Below are 17,273 nucleotides of genomic sequence, written 5' to 3'. Positions count from 1 at the left end.
CTTATCCTTTCGTTTGTAACTGACGCCAGGCATCGTCCGCCAGCGCAATAAATTGTTTGTCTCTGGACTGCCGATAGCGCATTTCAAACCAGCCAGCCATTAACATGATGACCCAGGGTCGCCAGCGCCTGACCTGACGCCTCAGCGCGTCGGGGTCAATATGTGCCACCCGGGCGTATTCCCTGATGAGCATCTGCCGCGCGGCTTCACTCTCCGTCCAGACGGCCGCCAGCTCCAGCGCCACATCGCCATCTCCGGCATACTCCCAGTCGATAAGCCTGATCCCCGCTGGCGTATGAACAATATTCCCGGCATGAACATCCATATGCAGCGGCGTGAGCCGAATCGGCTGCGGCTCGCCCGTTTTACGCAACCGCCTGAGAAGTGCCAGCCACACTGGAGTACGCCTGTCAGGCAGGGCTTGCTGCCAGTAATGTTCCAGCAGTGGGAATAACGTAATTCGCCATCCCAGACGTGGCTGCCGGTGCAGATGATACAGCACCGCCGCAAGCTCCGGCGTGTCCGGCAGCGCGCTTTTAACTTCACCTTCCAGATAGTCGACGGCCATCCAGCCCTGTCTGAAAAAACGAGGGGCAGGTACGAGATCCGCCGGAAGACGTCTCAGGGCACGAAACTGACGACGGAAATGGGAGGCAGGCGCGTCGGGGTCGTGATTTTGCCGCAAGACCAGACGTCGTTCGCCCTGTTCTATAATGCAACTCGCGCCGCCAAGCCCGGAATGGGCCTGCGGCGCGATAAGGCGGTACTGAGGAAAATAGCGCGTCAGAATCTCTTCACGCGTGCCGTCATTGTTGCGTAACCGCACCTTTACCTGACCAGATAATTTCGCCTGTCTGAACCAGCATCAGCTGCATCTGCAGGGCTGGGGTATTCACGTTACCGGTGGCGTTAGAGTAAAGCACATACTGCGCGCCAACGTTACGTGCAATGCCGATCGCCTTGCTGCGGGTACCGAGGCTATCCTGCGGCGACAGGCCCAGCTGCTGTTTGGCGACGGCGAGCTGCTGAGCCGAGACCAGCGTAAACTTGCCGTTGTTAGCCAGAGCATTACGCAGGGTTTCCGTGGCTTCACCCGCGTTCAGCGAACCGTTGGTACGGTTGTTCACGCTGTCGACCAGCAATACGCTGCCCGCCGTCACGCCCTGCGCCTGCAGCATTTTGCCTACCATCGGCTGCATCGCCCCGTTCCAGTCGTAATGGCGCACGCGCGGCGTGGGCTGTGACGTCTGGTCCGGATGTTCAATCGGGCCTGGCTGCGCCGGAATAGACGGTACAGACGGCACGGTTGGCTGCTGCTGCGTTGGCGGTGTCGGCTGTTCAGTACCCGGTTTAGCCTCTTCCACAGGCGCAGGCTGTTCAGTTCGGGTCACACACCCTGCAAGAAACAGAGCGAAAGCTGTCACGAGCGCATAGCGGCTCAAATTTTTAATCAAGGTTCACCCCTCAGAGATAAAGATAAAGTCTCACCTTATGCGCACCCAGATAGTTGGCGCTGCCATAGAGCGTTACCGACGACCTGGCCGGAATGGTGACGCTGCGCGGCGCCTCCAGCGGATGCATTTCAAGACCTCTTACGTCATACCAGAAAAAACGGTAGTGGACCGTCACCGGTTCATGTCTTTCATTAAAGAGCGTAGAGGAGGCAGATGAGTTGATTTCACTGATGGTCAACGCGGGCTGTTGCGCCGTGATGCCCGCGGCAAGCACGGAGGACTCCATGACCAGCGTCTGTTCATCATTCACGGGGATCGCCGGACGCGAGCTGCACCCCACAATCATCATCGCCATTACCAGCGCTGCAATACGCCCTTTCAGCATGTCAAAGACCTTTATGTGCCAGCATCGGCCCCAGAGGACGTCCACCCAGCAGATGCATGTGAATATGATAAACTTCCTGGCCACCATGACGGTTGCAGTTCATGATCAGACGGTAACCGTCTTCTGCAATCCCTTCCTGTTCAGCGATTCTGGCAGCCACCGTCAGCATACGACCTAACGCCACTTCATGCTCGGTTTTTACGTCGTTTACAGTCGGAATCAGAATATTGGGAATGATAAGGATATGCGTCGGAGCCTGAGGGGAAATGTCCCGGAAAGCCGTCACCAGTTCATCCTGATAGACGATATCTGACGGAATTTCGCGGCGGATAATTTTACTGAAAATCGTTTCTTCAGCCATGACCTTTTCCTTTTTTGTTTAATCTGGCGCAATGCGTCCGCTGTAAACACACTCCCGGGATCGGTGTGTGACACAATCCAAGAGTATGAGCGAGTTTCTCCTGTCCTTTCAACCTCCTCCCTCGATTTCTTTCCTGAATGTTCATCAGCTGACTGAAGAGTGACCGCTCTCGCGTCTCAGTGGCGTTTTTTAAGACACAAATAAAAAAGGCAGCCATTCGGCTGCCTTAGTCTCCCCATGTCACAACTTAGTTGCTGCGGATGTACTCATCCATTTCGGTTTTCAGGTTATCGGATTTGGTACCGAAGATTGCCTGTACACCAGAACCTGCAACAACTACGCCCGCTGCGCCCAGTTTTTTCAGACCCGGCTGGTCTACTTTCGCCACGTCGGCAACGCTCACACGCAGACGAGTGATGCACGCGTCCAGGTTAGTGATGTTCTCTTTACCGCCGAACGCTGCGACCAGTGCCGGAGCCATTTCGCTGGTAGCGCCAGCTTTGCTGTCTTCTGTCGCATCTTCACGACCCGGAGTTTTCAGGTCCAGTGCTTTAATCAGCACGCGGAAGATGGTGTAGTAAGCAACCGCATAGCACGCACCCACGATTGGGAACAGCCACAGTTTGCTGCTGTTACCGGACAGAACGATGAAGTCGATCAGACCGTGAGAGAAGGACGTACCGTCACGCATACCCAGCAGGATACAGATTGGGAACGCCAGGCCCGCCAGAATCGCGTGGATAACGTACAGGATCGGCGCAACGAACATGAAGGAGAACTCGATCGGCTCGGTGATACCGGTCAGGAACGAGGTCAGCGCTGCGGAGATCATGATACCGCCCACTTTTGCACGGTTCTCTGGCTTAGCAGAGTGCCAGATAGCAATCGCAGCTGCTGGCAGACCGTACATTTTGAACAGGAAGCCACCAGACAGTTTACCTGCAGTTGGGTCGCCCGCCATGTAACGTGGGATATCGCCGTGGAATACCTGACCTGCTGCGTTGGTGAATTCACCAATCTGCATCTGGAATGGAACGTTCCAGATGTGGTGCAGACCGAATGGTACCAGGCAACGCTCGATGAAGCCGTAGATACCAAACGCCACAACCGGGTTCTGGTAAGCAGCCCACTGAGAGAAGGTCTGGATAGCAGAGCCGATTGGTGGCCAGATGAAGGACAGGATCACGCCAGTGAAAATCGCTGCCAGACCAGAGATGATCGGAACGAAACGCTTGCCCGCGAAGAAGCCCAGATACTCAGGCAGCTTGATGCGATAGAAGCGGTTAAACATATACGCTGCAATCGCACCGGAGATGATACCGCCCAGAACACCGGTGTCCGCCAGGTGTTTCGCGGCGATCTCTTCTGCCGGTAAATGCAGAACCAGCGGCGCAACCACAGCCATGGTTTTCACCATGATGCCGTAGGCAACCACTGCAGCCAGCGCAGAAACGCCGTCGTTATTGGTGAAGCCCAGAGCCACACCGATCGCGAAGATCAGTGGCATGTTAGCAAAGACAGAACCGCCTGCTTCGGCCATCACGTGGGACACTACGGCTGGCAGCCAGCTGAAGTTAGCAGAACCGACACCCAGCAGGATACCTGCGATAGGCAGTACGGATACTGGCAGCATCAGCGATTTACCGACCTTTTGCAGGTTAGCAAATGCATTCTTAAACATAATTGAGAGTGCTCCTGAGTATTTGTGCTTTTTTTACGCTTTCACGCATTGGCCCGGGGGGAGTACCGTGCCGTGGACAGGACATCTAAGCGCCCTTTATTTATTACACAGAGTAAAATAATTCCCTCTGAGTTTGTTTGACGGCTATCACGTTTCAGCTTAAGGCGGTCGAAAAACTTTCAGTTATTTACAAAAAGCATGTCCGGATGTGTCTAAATACACACTCACCGCCCCAAATGAGGCGGTGAACTTTACTCGCTTTACTTATTAATTACGAGCCTAAAAAAAACAGGTGTATCAAACAGATTGCAGGCGGGCGGGGTCGATATGGAACAGCGTGGAGAAGTTTTCCGTCGTCACGCGGGCCAGCTCATCGATGCTGACGCCCTTCAGTACGGCCATGTACTCAGCCACATCTCTCGTCATAGCGGGCTGGTTCTCTTTACCGCGATGCGGCACCGGTGCGAGATACGGAGAATCCGTCTCCACCAGAATGCGATCGAGCGGAACATATCGTGCAGCATCACGCAGCTGCTCAGCGTTACGGAACGTCACGATCCCCGAAAACGAGATATAAAACCCCAAATCAAGCAGCTTCCCCGCCGTTTCTCTGTCTTCTGTGAAACAGTGTAGTACGCCACCGCAATCCGTCACGTTTTCTTCCCGGAGGATAGCCAGAGTATCCGCACGCGCATCGCGGGTGTGGACGATAACCGGCTTATTCAGTTCCCGACCAATGCGAATATGGTTGCGGAAGGACTCCTGCTGGCGCGGTTTGGTTTCCGGCGTGTAAAAATAGTCCAGCCCGGTCTCGCCCATCGCTACCACGCCCTCTTCTGCTGCCAGTCGGCGCAGATCCTCAACATCGTAGGCCTCGTCCTGATTCAGCGGGTGCACGCCGCAGGAGAACACCACGTTATCGCGAACGCCCACCAGCTCACGCATGGAGCGATAGCCCGGCAGCGTCGTCGCCACCGCAAGACAGAATTTCACATCGCGGGCAGCGGCTTTTGCCAGCACGTCATCCACGTTTTTATGCAGGGATTGATAATCCAGGCCATCAAGATGGCAGTGTGAGTCGACTAAAAACATAATGTCTCTCTCAGAGATGGGAAACTGGCGGTGTGACGCCGGGTTGCAGGTAATGTTCGATACGCAGTAACTGGTCGGTCAGTAAAAGCTCGCGATTAAGACCCGTTACGGTTAAAAGCTGTTCACGGCTCTGGCAGATGTCATGGAGCATCGCGTGAAGAACCGTCCCTGAGAGCCGGTTCGCCAGCGTATTCACCAGCGGCAACGCGTCCGGGTTAGTCAGAAGCGTTGCACCTTGCTGGATTTTGAGCGCATCCAGCAGTAGGGAGGCCAGCCAGTGCAGACGATCAACGGCCCGATCGCTGTTAAGCGCAGGCAGTAAACTTAGCCAGTCCTGACTGTTCAGTGAGACATCCAGGGCCCGGCAGAGCGTTTCTCGCTCTGACCAGACGTCAGGCTGCAGTAGTGCCAGCGCCGCCGCGGGCGCGCCGCTGCTCAGGCGCAAGGCGGACAGAGCACTCTCAGGTGACGTTGTCACCTCTCGTTCAAGCCAGCTCAGCGCCCACGATTCCTGAGGTACTGCCAGGTGATGAAGACGACAACGGCTGCGCAACGTCGCCAGCAATCGTCCCGGGTCACGGCATGAGAGGAAAAACCACGTTTTAACCGGCGGCTCTTCCAGGGTTTTAAGCAGGGCGTTAGCTGCCGCCTCGGTAAGCAAGGTGGCGTCTTTAAGCCAGACCACTTTAGCGCCGCCCAGTCGCGCGTGTTCATACAATTTTTCACTGACTTCACGCACGGCATCGATACCGAGCGCGCTTTTGCCCTTCTCAGGCTCAAGGGTGTAGTAGTCAGGATGCGTGCCTGCCTGCATCAGCTGGCAGCCACGGCATTTACCACAGCTCTTGTGCCCTTCCGGCTGCTGACACATCAGAAAACGGGTGATGGCATAAATCAACGCATCATCACCCATTCCTGGCAACGCCTGAATCAGTAACGCATGATGCCCCCGACCCGCCTGATAGCTGCCGATCAGCTGTTCAAAGTGTGGGCGCAACCATGGATACCATTTCATGCCTGCTGCTCCTGCACCCACTGCGTAATGGTGTGCTGAATGTCGCGCGTAACGTCGTCCAGAGACTGCGTCGCATCGATGGTACAAATTGAGCTGTCCTGTGCGGCCAGTTCAAGATAGCGCGCACGGGTGCGGTTAAAGAAATCAAACGACTCTTGTTCAATGCGGTCCAGCTCGCCGCGCGCGCGGGCACGTTTGAGACCCACTTCCGGGGTCACATCCAGATAGAGCGTCAGGTCGGGGCGAAAATCACCCAGTACGGCATTACGCAGCGTGGCAAGCATTGTCTGGTCGATGCCGCGTCCTCCGCCCTGATACGCCTGAGTCGACAGATCGTGACGGTCGCCGATCACCCACTTGCCCTCGGCCAGCGCGGGTTTGATCACCGTCTCAACCAGCTGAACGCGCGCCGCGTAGAACATCAGCACTTCGGCTTTGTCAGTGATAACTTCGTCGCCGACGGATTTGATATCCAGTACCAGGCTGCGCAACTTTTCAGCCAGCTGCGTGCCGCCCGGCTCGCGGGTAAATACCATGTCCGCCACGCCAAGCGCTTTGAGCGTATCCACCACCACGTTGCGGGCGGTGGTTTTACCCGCCCCTTCGAGTCCCTCAATGACAATGTATTTACTGCGCATTTTTTTCCTTAAGTGCCTTCAGATAGTCCTGAACAGAGCGATTGTGGCTGGCAAGGTTGGTGTTAAAGGTATGCCCCCCTTTTCCATCAGCCACAAAATAGAGATACGGTGTTTTAGCCGGATGCGCGGCGGCTTTGAGCGACGCCTCGCTCGGCGTGGCAATCGGGCCCGGCGGTAAACCGCTAATCACGTAGGTATTATACGCCGTTGGCGTCTCCAGATCTTTTCTTGAGATCTTGCCGGTATAGCTCTCACCCATGCCGTAGATTACGGTAGGGTCGGTTTGCAGACGCATGCCGATGCGCAGACGGTTGATAAATACTGACGCCACCCGATCGCGCTCAGCAGCGACGGCCGTCTCTTTCTCGATGATCGAGGCCATGGTGACGAACTGGTTCGGATCGCTGTAAGGCAATCCTTCCATCCGCCCTTCCCAGGCGGCATCTACGGCGGCAACCATTTTTTTGTGCGCCCGCTTCAGGATAGCCACATCGGTCGTGCCTGCCGTGTACATCCAGGTGTCTGGCCAGAACCAGCCTTCCACCCATTCCGGATGTTCAAGCTTCAGCGCTTCTGCCACCGTCTGATAGCTATCGTCTTTTAACGTATGTTTGATATACGGCGCGTCACGCAGCTGTTTGAGGTAATCACTCAGGCGCATCCCTTCCACAAACCGCAGGGGGAACTGGGCTTCTTTACCGCTTTCCAGCAGCTGCAGCATCTCTCTGACGGTCATTCCCGACGTAAAGCGATAGGTACCGGCTTTGAAATGTGACAGCTCAGGTTCCACGCGCAATAGCCACTGGAATACGCGTGGACGATTGATAATCTTGTCGCCATAGAGCTGTTCCCCAAGCGCCTGACGGCCGGTTCCCGCTTTCAGGGTAAAGATCGTTTCGTCTTTAACCAGGATCTTGCTGTTCGCCAGCTGGCGAACTTTCCATACGCCTGCTCCGCCGGCGACGCCCAGCGCGACGATGAGGATAAGGACAAAGCGCAACATTTTTTTCATGACTATCTGGTTTGCTCACATATCGGGGCTAAAAACTGAAACAGCTCGCGCGAAGACCAGCGTTGTTGGCCATACGCACGGACGGGTACAACAGGCATCAGCGCATTGCAGATGATGACTTCATCGGCGGTCTGTAGCGCCGCTTCTCCTGCGCTAACTTCGACAACGCGAAAGTCAGAGCGTGCCAGCTGTTGCAGACAAAACTGACGCATTAACCCATTTACGCCAGCGTGTTCCAGCGACGGAGTGAACACCTCTTCCCCCTGCCGCCAGAGTAAATTAGCCGCACAGCATTCCGTAATGAACCCTTCGCTGTCAAGAACCAGCGCCTCATCGGCGTCCGTCTGTTCAAGATGAGTACGAATGAGCACCTGCTCGAGGCGGTTGAGATGCTTAAGCCCGGCCAGCATCGGGTTTCGTCCCAGTCGTAATGGGCTCAGCGTCAGCGTGATGCCGTCTTCTCGCCAGCGAGTGTAATGCGCGGGATAAGCAGAAACGGAGAGAATACGCGTAGGGTTGATACACGATGCGGCGCTGTAACCCCGGCCTCCACTGCCGCGGCTGATGATGACTTTGAGTACGCCGCTGTCCTTACCGCTTGCCAACTGGCACATTTCCTGTCGCAACGTGTCCCAGTGCGTAAAGGGGATCATGAGCTTTTCACAGCCATGCTGCAGGCGTCGAATGTGCGCCTCCAGCAGGCAGACATCGCCGTCCAGAATGCGCGCCGTCGTAAAGCAACCATCACCGAACTGTATCGCCCTGTCGTTGGCAGGCAGCGTGTCCTGCTCAAGGCCATTGATTAAAAACATGGTGGCTCCTTATGCGTGGGCATTTAGTCTGGCAGGATGTCATGCAGCCGACAAGAAGATTAGGCTTAATAAAAAAGGCCCGGCAAGCGGACCTTTTTAAAAGCTATCGGGACGTCAGGATCAGATCTTTTTGAAGATCAGAGAACCGTTGGTGCCGCCGAAGCCGAAGGAGTTACACAGGGTGTACTCCATACCGCTAACCTGACGCGCTTCGTGAGGAACGAAGTCCAGATCGCAACCTTCATCCGGGTTATCCAGGTTGATGGTTGGCGGAACAGCCTGATCGCGCAGCGCAAGGATGGAGTAGATTGACTCTACTGCACCCGCCGCACCCAACAGGTGACCGGTCATGGACTTGGTGGAGCTCACCATTACGCGGCTGGCAGATTCGCCGAAGATAGACTTAACCGCCTGAGCTTCAGCTTTATCACCTGCAGGTGTAGAAGTACCGTGCGCGTTCACGTAGCCAATTTGTGCTGGAGTAATACCCGCATCACGAATCGCGTTTTCCATCGCCAGCGCAGCACCCGCGCCGTTCTCAGGAGGAGACGTCATGTGGTAAGCATCGCTGCTCATGCCGAAACCAACGATTTCAGCATAAATTTTCGCGCCGCGTTTTTTCGCGTGCTCGTACTCTTCCAGTACGATCATGCCCGCCCCGTCGCCCAGCACGAAGCCGTCACGGTCTTTATCCCACGGACGGCTCGCCGCCTGCGGGTTATCATTGCGGGTAGACAGCGCACGCGCCGCACCAAAACCGCCCACACCCAGTGGGGTACTGGCTTTTTCAGCACCGCCCGCAACCATAGCATCTGCATCGCCGTACGCAATAATGCGCGCGGCCTGGCCGATGTTATGTACGCCAGACGTACAGGCAGTCGCGATAGAAATGCTTGGCCCACGCAGGCCGAACATGATGGTCAGGTGACCCGCCACCATGTTAACAATCGTGGACGGAACGAAGAACGGGCTGATCTTACGCGGGCCGCCATTCATCAGAGATGTATGGTTTTCCTCGATCAGGCCAAGACCGCCAATCCCGGAGCCGATAGCGGCGCCAATACGGGTTGCGTTCTCTTCCGTAATCACAAGGCCAGAATCCTGCATGGCCTGAACGCCAGCGACAATTCCATATTGAATGAAGGCATCCATCTTGCGCTGTTCTTTGCGCGAGATGATCTCTTCACAGTTAAAATCCTTTACTAAGCCAGCAAATTTCGTTGCATAGGCGCTAGTATCGAAATGGTCGATTAGGCTGATGCCGCTCTGACCGGCAAGGAGAGCTTTCCAGGTGGACTCTACGGTATTGCCGACAGGAGACAACATGCCAAGTCCGGTCACAACTACACGACGCTTAGACACGTTTGTCCTCCAGGGAGGGATAAAAAAAGAGATTCGTGGGACTAAAAAAGATAAAACTCAGGCGGTCGAATGACCGCCTGGAGATGTTCACTTACGCCTGGTGACCGTTGATGTAATCAATGGCAGCCTGAACGGTGGTGATCTTCTCAGCTTCTTCGTCCGGAATCTCAGTATCAAACTCTTCTTCCAGAGCCATTACCAGCTCAACGGTGTCAAGAGAATCTGCGCCCAGGTCTTCAACGAAGGAAGCGGAGTTCACAACTTCTTCCTGCTTAACGCCCAGCTGTTCGCCGATAATTTTCTTAACGCGTTCTTCGATAGTGCTCATACTCTTAAATTTCCTATCAAAACTCGCTTTCGCGATGGTTTTCGTAGTGTATAAAATGTTGAAAAATTTGCAACTAAATCCCGGCAGTTCGTACCACGATTTTACGTTATTTTGAGGCCATTTGCCCTAATAACGCAAATATTTTTCTACACGTCATCATCCAGGCTGCCTCTGCGTTGGCTGCGCCCTCTAATCCCGGTCACATAGTAATCTATGCTCCCAGGCTTCTCGGTCTTGCCGCCTTGATCCAACCAGAATGATTTAGTGTATCTCGTGGTTAAACCATATACATCCCGCCGTTGACGTGGAGGGTCTCACCAGTGATGTAACCCGCTTCGTCAGAGGCTAAAAATGCAACCGCACTGGCGATTTCTTTAGGGTCGCCAAGACGACCCGCCGGAACTGCCGCCAGCGTACCCGCACGCTGCTCATCAGTCAGCGCACGCGTCATGTCCGTTTCAATAAAGCCCGGAGCAACAACGTTTACAGTAATACCGCGGGACGCGACTTCACGCGCCAGCGACTTACTGAAACCAATCAGACCTGCTTTCGCCGCAGCGTAGTTAGCCTGACCAGCATTTCCCATGGTACCAACCACAGAACCGACAGTGATAATACGTCCATGACGCTTTTTCATCATAGCGCGCATTACCGCTTTTGACAGACGGAATACAGATGACAGGTTGGTTTCGATGATATCGTTCCACTCGTCGTCTTTCATTCGCATTAACAGGTTATCGCGAGTGATCCCGGCATTGTTTACCAGAATATCCACTTCACCAAACTCTGCGCGAATATTTTCCAGAACAGATTCGATAGATGCAGGTTCGGTCACATTCAGTACCAGACCTTTACCATTTGCACCCAGATACTCGCTGATGGCCTGAGCGCCATTCTCGCTGGTTGCTGTACCAATCACCTTCGCGCCGCGCGCAACCAGTGTTTCAGCAATTGCACGCCCGATACCGCGGCTTGCGCCAGTGACCAGGGCGATTTTTCCTTCAAAACTCATGGTATTCCTCTTTTATTGCGAGAGTGCCGCTGACATCGCTTCCGGCTCGTTAATTGCCGAGGCTGTCAGGGTGTCAACAATACGTTTTGTCAGACCGGTGAGGACTTTACCTGGGCCGACTTCATACAGGTGCTCAACGCCCTGAGCGGCCATAAACTCAACGGTTTTAGTCCACTGTACCGGGCTGTAGAGCTGGCGAACCAGCGCGTCACGGATCGCTTCCGGCGTGGTTTCGCATTTCACATCGACGTTGTTCACAACGGAAATCGTCGGTGCGTTAAACGTAATTTTTTCCAGCTCAACCGCCAGTTTTTCGGCAGCAGGCTTCATCAGCGCACAGTGAGACGGCACGCTGACCGGCAGCGGCAGCGCACGCTTAGCACCCGCTGCTTTACAGGCCGCACCCGCACGTTCAACCGCTTCTTTATGACCGGCAATAACCACCTGGCCCGGCGAGTTGAAGTTTACCGGAGAGACAACCTGGCCTTCAGCAGATTCTTCACACGCTTTTGCAATTGCAGCATCATCCAGACCGATGATGGCAGACATGCCGCCCGTGCCTTCCGGCACCGCTTCCTGCATGAATTTACCGCGCAGTTCAACCAGACGTACCGCGTCAGCAAACGCGATCACGCCGGCACACACCAGCGCAGAGTATTCACCCAGGCTGTGACCCGCGAGCAGCGCTGGCGCTTTACCGCCCTGCTGCTGCCAGACACGCCACAGCGCAACGGACGCGGTCAGCAGCGCTGGCTGGGTCTGCCAGGTTTTGTTCAGTTCTTCGGCCGGCCCCTGCTGGGTCAGCGCCCATAAATCATAACCCAGTGCATCAGAAGCTTCACGGAAAGTCTCTTCAATTACCGGATAGCGTGCTGCCATTTCAGACAACATCCCAACGGTTTGAGAGCCCTGGCCCGGGAACACAAAAGCAAATTGCGTCATTTTTTATTCCTTATACTAGAAACGAACCAGCGCGGAACCCCAGGTGAACCCGCCACCGAAGGCTTCAAGCAAGACCAGCTGGCCCCGTTTGATTCGTCCATCGCGTACCGCTTCATCAAATGCGCACGGTACCGACGCCGCAGAGGTGTTGCCGTGACGATCCAGCGTCACCACAACGTTATCCATCGACATGCCCAGCTTTTTCGCGGTCGCGCTGATGATACGCAGGTTCGCCTGATGCGGCACCAGCCAGTCGAGTGCGGTACGCTCAAGGTTATTCGCTTCCAGCGTTTCATCAACGATGTGTGCAAGCTCGGTTACCGCCACCTTGAACACCTCGTTCCCTGCCATAGTCAGGTAAATCGAGTTGTCCGGATTAACGCGATCGGCGTTAGGCAGGGTCAACAGTTCGCCATAGCTGCCATCAGCATGCAGATGCGTAGAGATGATACCTGGCTCTTCGGACTGCCCCAGCAGCACTGCACCCGCACCATCACCAAAAATAATGATCGTTCCACGATCGGTTGGATCGCAGGTACGCGCCAGCACGTCAGCACCGATCACCAGCGCATATTTAACGGCACCGGATTTCACGTACTGATCGGCGACGCTCAGCGCATAGGTGAAGCCTGCGCACGCGGCAGCGACGTCAAACGCCGGACAGCCTTTAATGCCGAGCATGTTTTGCACCTGGCACGCTGCGCTTGGGAAAGCATGCGTGGCAGACGTCGTGGCGACCACGATCAAACCAATCTGTTCTTTATCAATGCCCGCCATTTCGATAGCACGCTGTGCGGCTTCGTAACCCATGGTCGACACGGTTTCGTCTGGCGCGGCAATACGACGTTCACGGATACCTGTGCGCGTGACAATCCACTCGTCAGACGTATCTACCATTTTTTCCAGATCGGCGTTGGTACGCACTTGTTTTGGCAGGTAGCTGCCGGTACCTAAAATCTTCGTATACATGTACGCTCAGTCACTTTTAGCTAATACAGATTCCAGGCGAGCGGCAATCCGCTGAGGGACTTGTCGCTGCACCGCCTGCACTGCCTGTTCAATCGCGACAGCAAATGCTCGCTGATTGGCGGCGCCATGACTCTTAATCACGATGCCGCGCAATCCTAACAGACAGGCGCCATTATACTGGTCGGGGTTGAGGTGACTGAATCGCCGCGTCAGGCTCTTTTGTAACCAACGCTTCAATAAAATCAGCCACCAGGCGCTTTTTTTGCCTTCTCCCTGAGATTTCAGCAGAGAAAGAAACATGCGTACGACCCCTTCCATGGTCTTCAACGTGACGTTTCCGGTGAAGCCATCGCACACCAGAACATCCGTTTTACCCGTCAACAACTCATTGGCTTCGAGATAACCAATATAGTTGATGGAGGGAACCTGTTTGAGCAATTCAGCTGCTTCGCGAATGCTGTCCAGGCCTTTGGTCTCTTCTTCACCAATGTTCAGTAACGCAACACGGGGAGTGTTGATCCCGACAACTTCTTCTGCCAGCACCGATCCCATCACGGCAAACTGAGCCAGCATAGTACTATCACAGTCGACGTTAGCGCCCAAATCGAGCACCACCGTCTTGCCCTTCTGCTGATGCGGTAACACCGTTACCAGCGCAGGGCGCTCAATACCTTCAATAGGTTTGAGCAGCAATTTCGACAGCCCCATCAGCGCGCCGGTATTTCCCGCGCTGACGCAAGCCTGAGCTCGCCCTTCTTTCACCAGCTCCAGCGCTATCCGCATAGAGCTGCCACGACTATTGCGAATCGCCTGCGAGGGTCGGGCATCACTGGCAATAACTGACTGCGCAGGAATAATCTGCAGACGCGAACGTTGTTCAAAGTCAGCTTTTGCGAGTAATGGCGTGATTGCGTCGGGATTGCCGACTAAAAGAAGTGTGAGTTGCGAATTAGAATTCAGTGCCTGCAATGCTGCAGGCACTGTCACGGAAGGGCCAAAATCTCCCCCCATGACATCTAACGCCAGGGTTAGACGTGTCAAGGTATCGTCGCAGCCTGGTTCGGTAAATTCCCCGTTTGCACGGGGAAATCCTCACTAAGCCTAATCACGCTTGCGCGTGATTACTTAGTGATAACCTTGCGGCCGCGGTAGAAACCGTCAGCGGTGATGTGGTGACGCAGGTGTTTCTCACCAGAAGTCTTGTCTACAGACAGGCTGGTAACTGCGGTCAGCGCGTCATGGGAACGACGCATGCCACGTTTGGAACGGGTTGGTTTATTCTGTTGTACGGCCATGGACCTTACTCCTCAATTACTTACGCTTTAAGCTGGCTAATACGGCAAATGGGTTTGGTTTTTGCGCTTCATCAGGCAGTTCCCCAAAGACCATGTCCGCCTCGGACACTTCACAGTGTTCAGAATCATGCACCGGAACGACTGGCAAGGTGAGGATGATTTCATCTTCAACCAGAGCCAGAAGATCGATTTCACCGAATTCGTTAACCTCAATCGGCTCATACGCTTCCGGGAGTGCTTCAGCCTGTTCGTCAGAACGAACCGGACTGAAACAATACGTTGTGTGAACATGCTGTACAAACGGTTTCCCGCAACGCTGACATTCGAGCGTTACCGTCACCTTTGCATCACCGGTTAAAACGGCGAGACGCTGGTTGTCGATAGCGAACGACATGGAGCATTCTACATCACTGTCCACACTGACTACGGATTCGGCAATACGCTCAGCCTGATCGGAAGTATAGATACCTTCGTAATCGAGGCGTTTTTGAGCCGTACGAACCGGATCAAGAGTCAGGGGTAATTTTACCTTTTGCATAGGGCGCGCATATTAACTTTGTAACGTCATAGAGTCAAAGAAAAAGGCAACCAGAGCTGCCTTTTGCCAATTATTCGCACACATTGCGGCCTGTAGTTTAAAATGGCTGGCATCGATACGCTATATCTGGTGATAAAAATATGCCAAATCTCGTCCTTGCTTCCACGTCTCCCTACCGCCGAATGCTGCTGGAAAAGCTCGGGATCCCGTTTGAATGCGCCGCGCCAGAGGTTGATGAGACGCCACAGCCGGGCGAATCACCGCGTCATCTGGTGATGCGTCTTGCTAAAGAGAAAGCGCAGTCGCTGGCCGCACATTACCCCGCACATTTGATTATAGGCTCAGACCAGGTTTGCGTGCTGGACGGCGAAATCACCGGCAAGCCCCATACGGAGGAGAACGCCTGCCAGCAGCTTCTGCGCGCGCGAGGCACTATCGTGACCTTTTATACCGGCCTGGCGCTTTATAACTCCGCCACCGGTCATCTGCAAACCGAATGCGAGCCGTTCGACGTACACTTTCGCCATCTCAGCGAGCAAGAGATCGTGGATTATGTGCGTCGGGAACGTCCGCTGAACTGTGCGGGGAGCTTTAAAAGCGAAGGACTGGGGATTGCGCTGTTCGACAAGCTGGACGGTCGCGATCCCAACACGCTGGTGGGGTTACCGCTGATTGCCCTGTGTCAGATGTTAAGACGAGAAGAGTGTAATCCGCTGACCATGTGACTTTTGCCCAGCGGCGCTTCGCTTGCATGGGCCTACTAAACTGCGGCCTGATGCCCTCACCCCGGCCCTCTCCCACAGGGAGAGGGAGCAAACATTAAAAACGACAACATTCGTTGCCGTTTTACGTTTACCTTAGCCGCGCAGAACCTTAAGACAGCGTTTCAACTGCTCATCCAGCGGCGCTTCAATACGGATGACTTCTCCCGTATTAGGATGGGTAAACTTCAGCGCTGCCGCATGCAGGAACAGACGCGACAGCCCCGTCCCCGCCAGCTGCTTATCAAACTCGCGGTCGCCATAGCGGTCATCAAAGGCGATGGGGTGCCCTGCGAACTGCGTATGCACGCGGATCTGGTGGGTACGACCGGTCACCGGACTGCAGCGCACCAGCGTGGCAAACTCATAGCGCTCTTCAACCTTAAAGCGCGTCTCAGACGGTTTTCCTTCCTGGCTCACGCGGACAATACGTTCGCCGCTTTGCAGAATGTTCTTCAGCAGCGGCGCCTGCACCACTTTTACATGGGACTGCCACTGACCGCGCACCAGCGCCAGGTAGTCTTTCTGCATCCCTTTTTCACGCAGCTGTTCATGCAGCGAACGCAGCGCAGAACGCTTTTTCGCCACCAGCAGTACGCCAGAGGTATCACGGTCAAGACGGTGCACCAGTTCAAGGAAGCGCGCTTCCGGGCGCAGGGCACGCAGCCCTTCAATCACGCCGAAGCTCAGACCGCTGCCGCCATGAACAGCCGTTCCTGACGGTTTATTGAGCACCAGAATGTGGTCATCTTCGTACAGGATCACATCGCTCAGGGCCGCCACTTTCTGTAGCTTCGGTGAAACGGTCTCTTCTTCACGTTCCGCAACGCGCACCGGCGGAATACGCACTTCATCGCCCGCCTCGAGTTTGTACTCAGGCTTCACGCGTTTTTTGTTCACCCGCACCTCGCCCTTGCGCAGGATGCGGTAAATCATGCTCTTTGGTACACCTTTCAACTGGGTGCGCAAAAAGTTATCGATACGTTGCCCCGCGTCATCTTCGGCGATGGCAACCATTTTTACGGCTGGAGTCTCTGTTTTCATGGTTGGCGATTCTAAATATCGTCAGCCATTAGCGCCACTCATTTTTCTATGCTTATATTTACTTTTATCCGGCCAGCTCCCGGTTTCGCGCAACCGATTTGGTGGTTATTAAACCAATCGCCATTCTGAAGTGAAGAAACTGTGAGTAACCGGGTGATAATTGGTAAAAGTCATCTTGCTATAACCCGGCGAGCAGTGGAATAATGAGGCTGTTTTCCGTGTTAAATCCTGGTTAAGTAAGGATGTTGACGGAATGACCAATTTTGTCTGACCGATCATCCACGCAGCAATGGCGTAAGACGTATTGATCTTTCAGGCAGTTAGCGGGCTGCGGGTTGCAGTACTTCCCGGTATAAGGATTGTTCTCTGGAGAGTTCTACCCAGGCAATTCCCCTGATAATTGCGCTGTGTTTCCGTATGAAATACAGGCAACCGACACTCTGCGCCTCTTAAGCGAGCGACAACCGTGAGGTTGGCGACGTGAACAGACACGAGGCCATCGGTTCATACCCCGGAAAGCGTCACCTTGCCCGCAGCTTTGTCGTCAATGTAAGAATAACGAGTAAGTTACG

At 54.6% G+C, this 17,273-nt stretch carries 20 protein-coding genes; 1 reads left to right on the top strand and 19 read right to left on the bottom strand.

Features of this window, described 5'->3' with window-relative positions; all coding sequences use genetic code 11:
* Position 1 precedes the first annotated feature (1 nt).
* The 18 genes from thiK to yceD form a co-directional block, all read right to left on the bottom strand.
* Positions 2–826: a thiamine kinase gene (gene thiK, locus IM317_RS08900; RefSeq protein ID WP_033145219.1), complete on the bottom strand. Its 825-nt coding sequence runs from the start codon at positions 824–826 to the stop codon at positions 2–4.
* The gene (gene lpoB, locus IM317_RS08895; RefSeq protein WP_023311160.1) at positions 807–1,454 is read right to left on the bottom strand and encodes a penicillin-binding protein activator LpoB; all 648 of its coding nucleotides are present in this window, start codon (positions 1,452–1,454) and stop codon (positions 807–809) included. Before lpoB ends, thiK begins: the two co-directional genes overlap by 20 nt.
* Positions 1,455–1,464: 10 nt before the next feature.
* Complete coding sequence (locus IM317_RS08890) at positions 1,465–1,839, bottom strand: YcfL family protein (protein ID WP_023311159.1); 375 nt, start codon at positions 1,837–1,839, stop codon at positions 1,465–1,467.
* 1 nt (position 1,840) lies between these two features.
* Positions 1,841–2,200: a purine nucleoside phosphoramidase gene (hinT, locus tag IM317_RS08885; RefSeq protein WP_033145218.1), complete on the bottom strand. Its 360-nt coding sequence runs from the start codon at positions 2,198–2,200 to the stop codon at positions 1,841–1,843.
* 247 nt (positions 2,201–2,447) lie between these two features.
* Complete coding sequence (ptsG, locus tag IM317_RS08880; protein ID WP_029739869.1) at positions 2,448–3,881, bottom strand: PTS glucose transporter subunit IIBC; 1,434 nt, start codon at positions 3,879–3,881, stop codon at positions 2,448–2,450.
* A 297-nt stretch (positions 3,882–4,178) separates the two neighbouring features.
* Positions 4,179–4,973 carry a metal-dependent hydrolase gene (locus IM317_RS08875; protein ID WP_029739870.1) on the bottom strand — a complete coding sequence of 265 codons (795 nt, stop codon included), beginning with the start codon at positions 4,971–4,973 and terminating at the stop codon, positions 4,179–4,181.
* A 10-nt stretch (positions 4,974–4,983) separates the two neighbouring features.
* Positions 4,984–5,988 carry a DNA polymerase III subunit delta' gene (gene holB, locus IM317_RS08870; protein ID WP_033145217.1) on the bottom strand — a complete coding sequence of 335 codons (1,005 nt, stop codon included), beginning with the start codon at positions 5,986–5,988 and terminating at the stop codon, positions 4,984–4,986.
* A complete protein-coding gene (tmk, locus tag IM317_RS08865) occupies positions 5,985–6,626 on the bottom strand; it encodes a dTMP kinase (RefSeq protein WP_023311155.1) in 642 nt (213 codons plus the stop codon). The genes holB and tmk overlap by 4 nt, the downstream gene beginning before the upstream one ends.
* A complete protein-coding gene (gene yceG, locus IM317_RS08860) occupies positions 6,616–7,638 on the bottom strand; it encodes a cell division protein YceG (RefSeq protein ID WP_033145216.1) in 1,023 nt (340 codons plus the stop codon). Before yceG ends, tmk begins: the two co-directional genes overlap by 11 nt.
* 2 nt (positions 7,639–7,640) lie before the next feature.
* Positions 7,641–8,450, bottom strand: a complete 810-nt coding sequence (pabC, locus tag IM317_RS08855) for an aminodeoxychorismate lyase (protein ID WP_033145215.1) — start codon at positions 8,448–8,450, stop codon at positions 7,641–7,643.
* A 120-nt stretch (positions 8,451–8,570) separates the two neighbouring features.
* A complete protein-coding gene (fabF, locus tag IM317_RS08850) occupies positions 8,571–9,812 on the bottom strand; it encodes a beta-ketoacyl-ACP synthase II (protein ID WP_024909028.1) in 1,242 nt (413 codons plus the stop codon).
* Positions 9,813–9,903: 91 nt separating this feature from the next.
* The gene (gene acpP, locus IM317_RS08845) at positions 9,904–10,140 is read right to left on the bottom strand and encodes an acyl carrier protein (RefSeq protein ID WP_003857954.1); all 237 of its coding nucleotides are present in this window, start codon (positions 10,138–10,140) and stop codon (positions 9,904–9,906) included.
* Positions 10,141–10,417: 277 nt separating this feature from the next.
* Positions 10,418–11,152: a 3-oxoacyl-ACP reductase FabG gene (gene fabG / locus IM317_RS08840; protein ID WP_008500795.1), complete on the bottom strand. Its 735-nt coding sequence runs from the start codon at positions 11,150–11,152 to the stop codon at positions 10,418–10,420.
* Positions 11,153–11,164: 12 nt separating this feature from the next.
* Complete coding sequence (fabD, locus tag IM317_RS08835) at positions 11,165–12,094, bottom strand: ACP S-malonyltransferase (protein ID WP_033145214.1); 930 nt, start codon at positions 12,092–12,094, stop codon at positions 11,165–11,167.
* Between the two features lie 15 nt (positions 12,095–12,109).
* The gene (locus IM317_RS08830; protein ID WP_023311150.1) at positions 12,110–13,063 is read right to left on the bottom strand and encodes a beta-ketoacyl-ACP synthase III; all 954 of its coding nucleotides are present in this window, start codon (positions 13,061–13,063) and stop codon (positions 12,110–12,112) included.
* A 6-nt stretch (positions 13,064–13,069) separates the two neighbouring features.
* Complete coding sequence (gene plsX / locus IM317_RS08825; protein ID WP_060568787.1) at positions 13,070–14,104, bottom strand: phosphate acyltransferase PlsX; 1,035 nt, start codon at positions 14,102–14,104, stop codon at positions 13,070–13,072.
* An 80-nt stretch (positions 14,105–14,184) separates the two neighbouring features.
* Positions 14,185–14,358 carry a 50S ribosomal protein L32 gene (gene rpmF, locus IM317_RS08820; RefSeq protein WP_003857964.1) on the bottom strand — a complete coding sequence of 58 codons (174 nt, stop codon included), beginning with the start codon at positions 14,356–14,358 and terminating at the stop codon, positions 14,185–14,187.
* Between the two features lie 16 nt (positions 14,359–14,374).
* Positions 14,375–14,896, bottom strand: a complete 522-nt coding sequence (gene yceD, locus IM317_RS08815) for a 23S rRNA accumulation protein YceD (protein ID WP_014883375.1) — start codon at positions 14,894–14,896, stop codon at positions 14,375–14,377.
* Between the two features lie 140 nt (positions 14,897–15,036).
* Between yceD and IM317_RS08810 the strand changes: the two genes are divergently transcribed.
* Positions 15,037–15,621 carry a nucleoside triphosphate pyrophosphatase gene (locus IM317_RS08810; RefSeq protein ID WP_033145212.1) on the top strand — a complete coding sequence of 195 codons (585 nt, stop codon included), beginning with the start codon at positions 15,037–15,039 and terminating at the stop codon, positions 15,619–15,621.
* A 132-nt stretch (positions 15,622–15,753) separates the two neighbouring features.
* Here the strand turns inward: IM317_RS08810 and rluC are convergent, their stop codons facing one another.
* On the bottom strand, positions 15,754–16,701 hold the full coding sequence (rluC, locus tag IM317_RS08805) for a 23S rRNA pseudouridine(955/2504/2580) synthase RluC (protein WP_024909023.1): 948 nt from the start codon (positions 16,699–16,701) through the stop codon (positions 15,754–15,756).
* Between the last annotated feature and the right edge of the window lie 572 nt (positions 16,702–17,273).

The organism is Enterobacter cloacae complex sp. S3, from assembly GCF_014930495.1.
Taxonomy (GTDB): Bacteria; Pseudomonadota; Gammaproteobacteria; order Enterobacterales; family Enterobacteriaceae; genus Enterobacter; species Enterobacter asburiae_B.
This window is presented reverse-complemented; position numbering and strand designations above follow the sequence as displayed.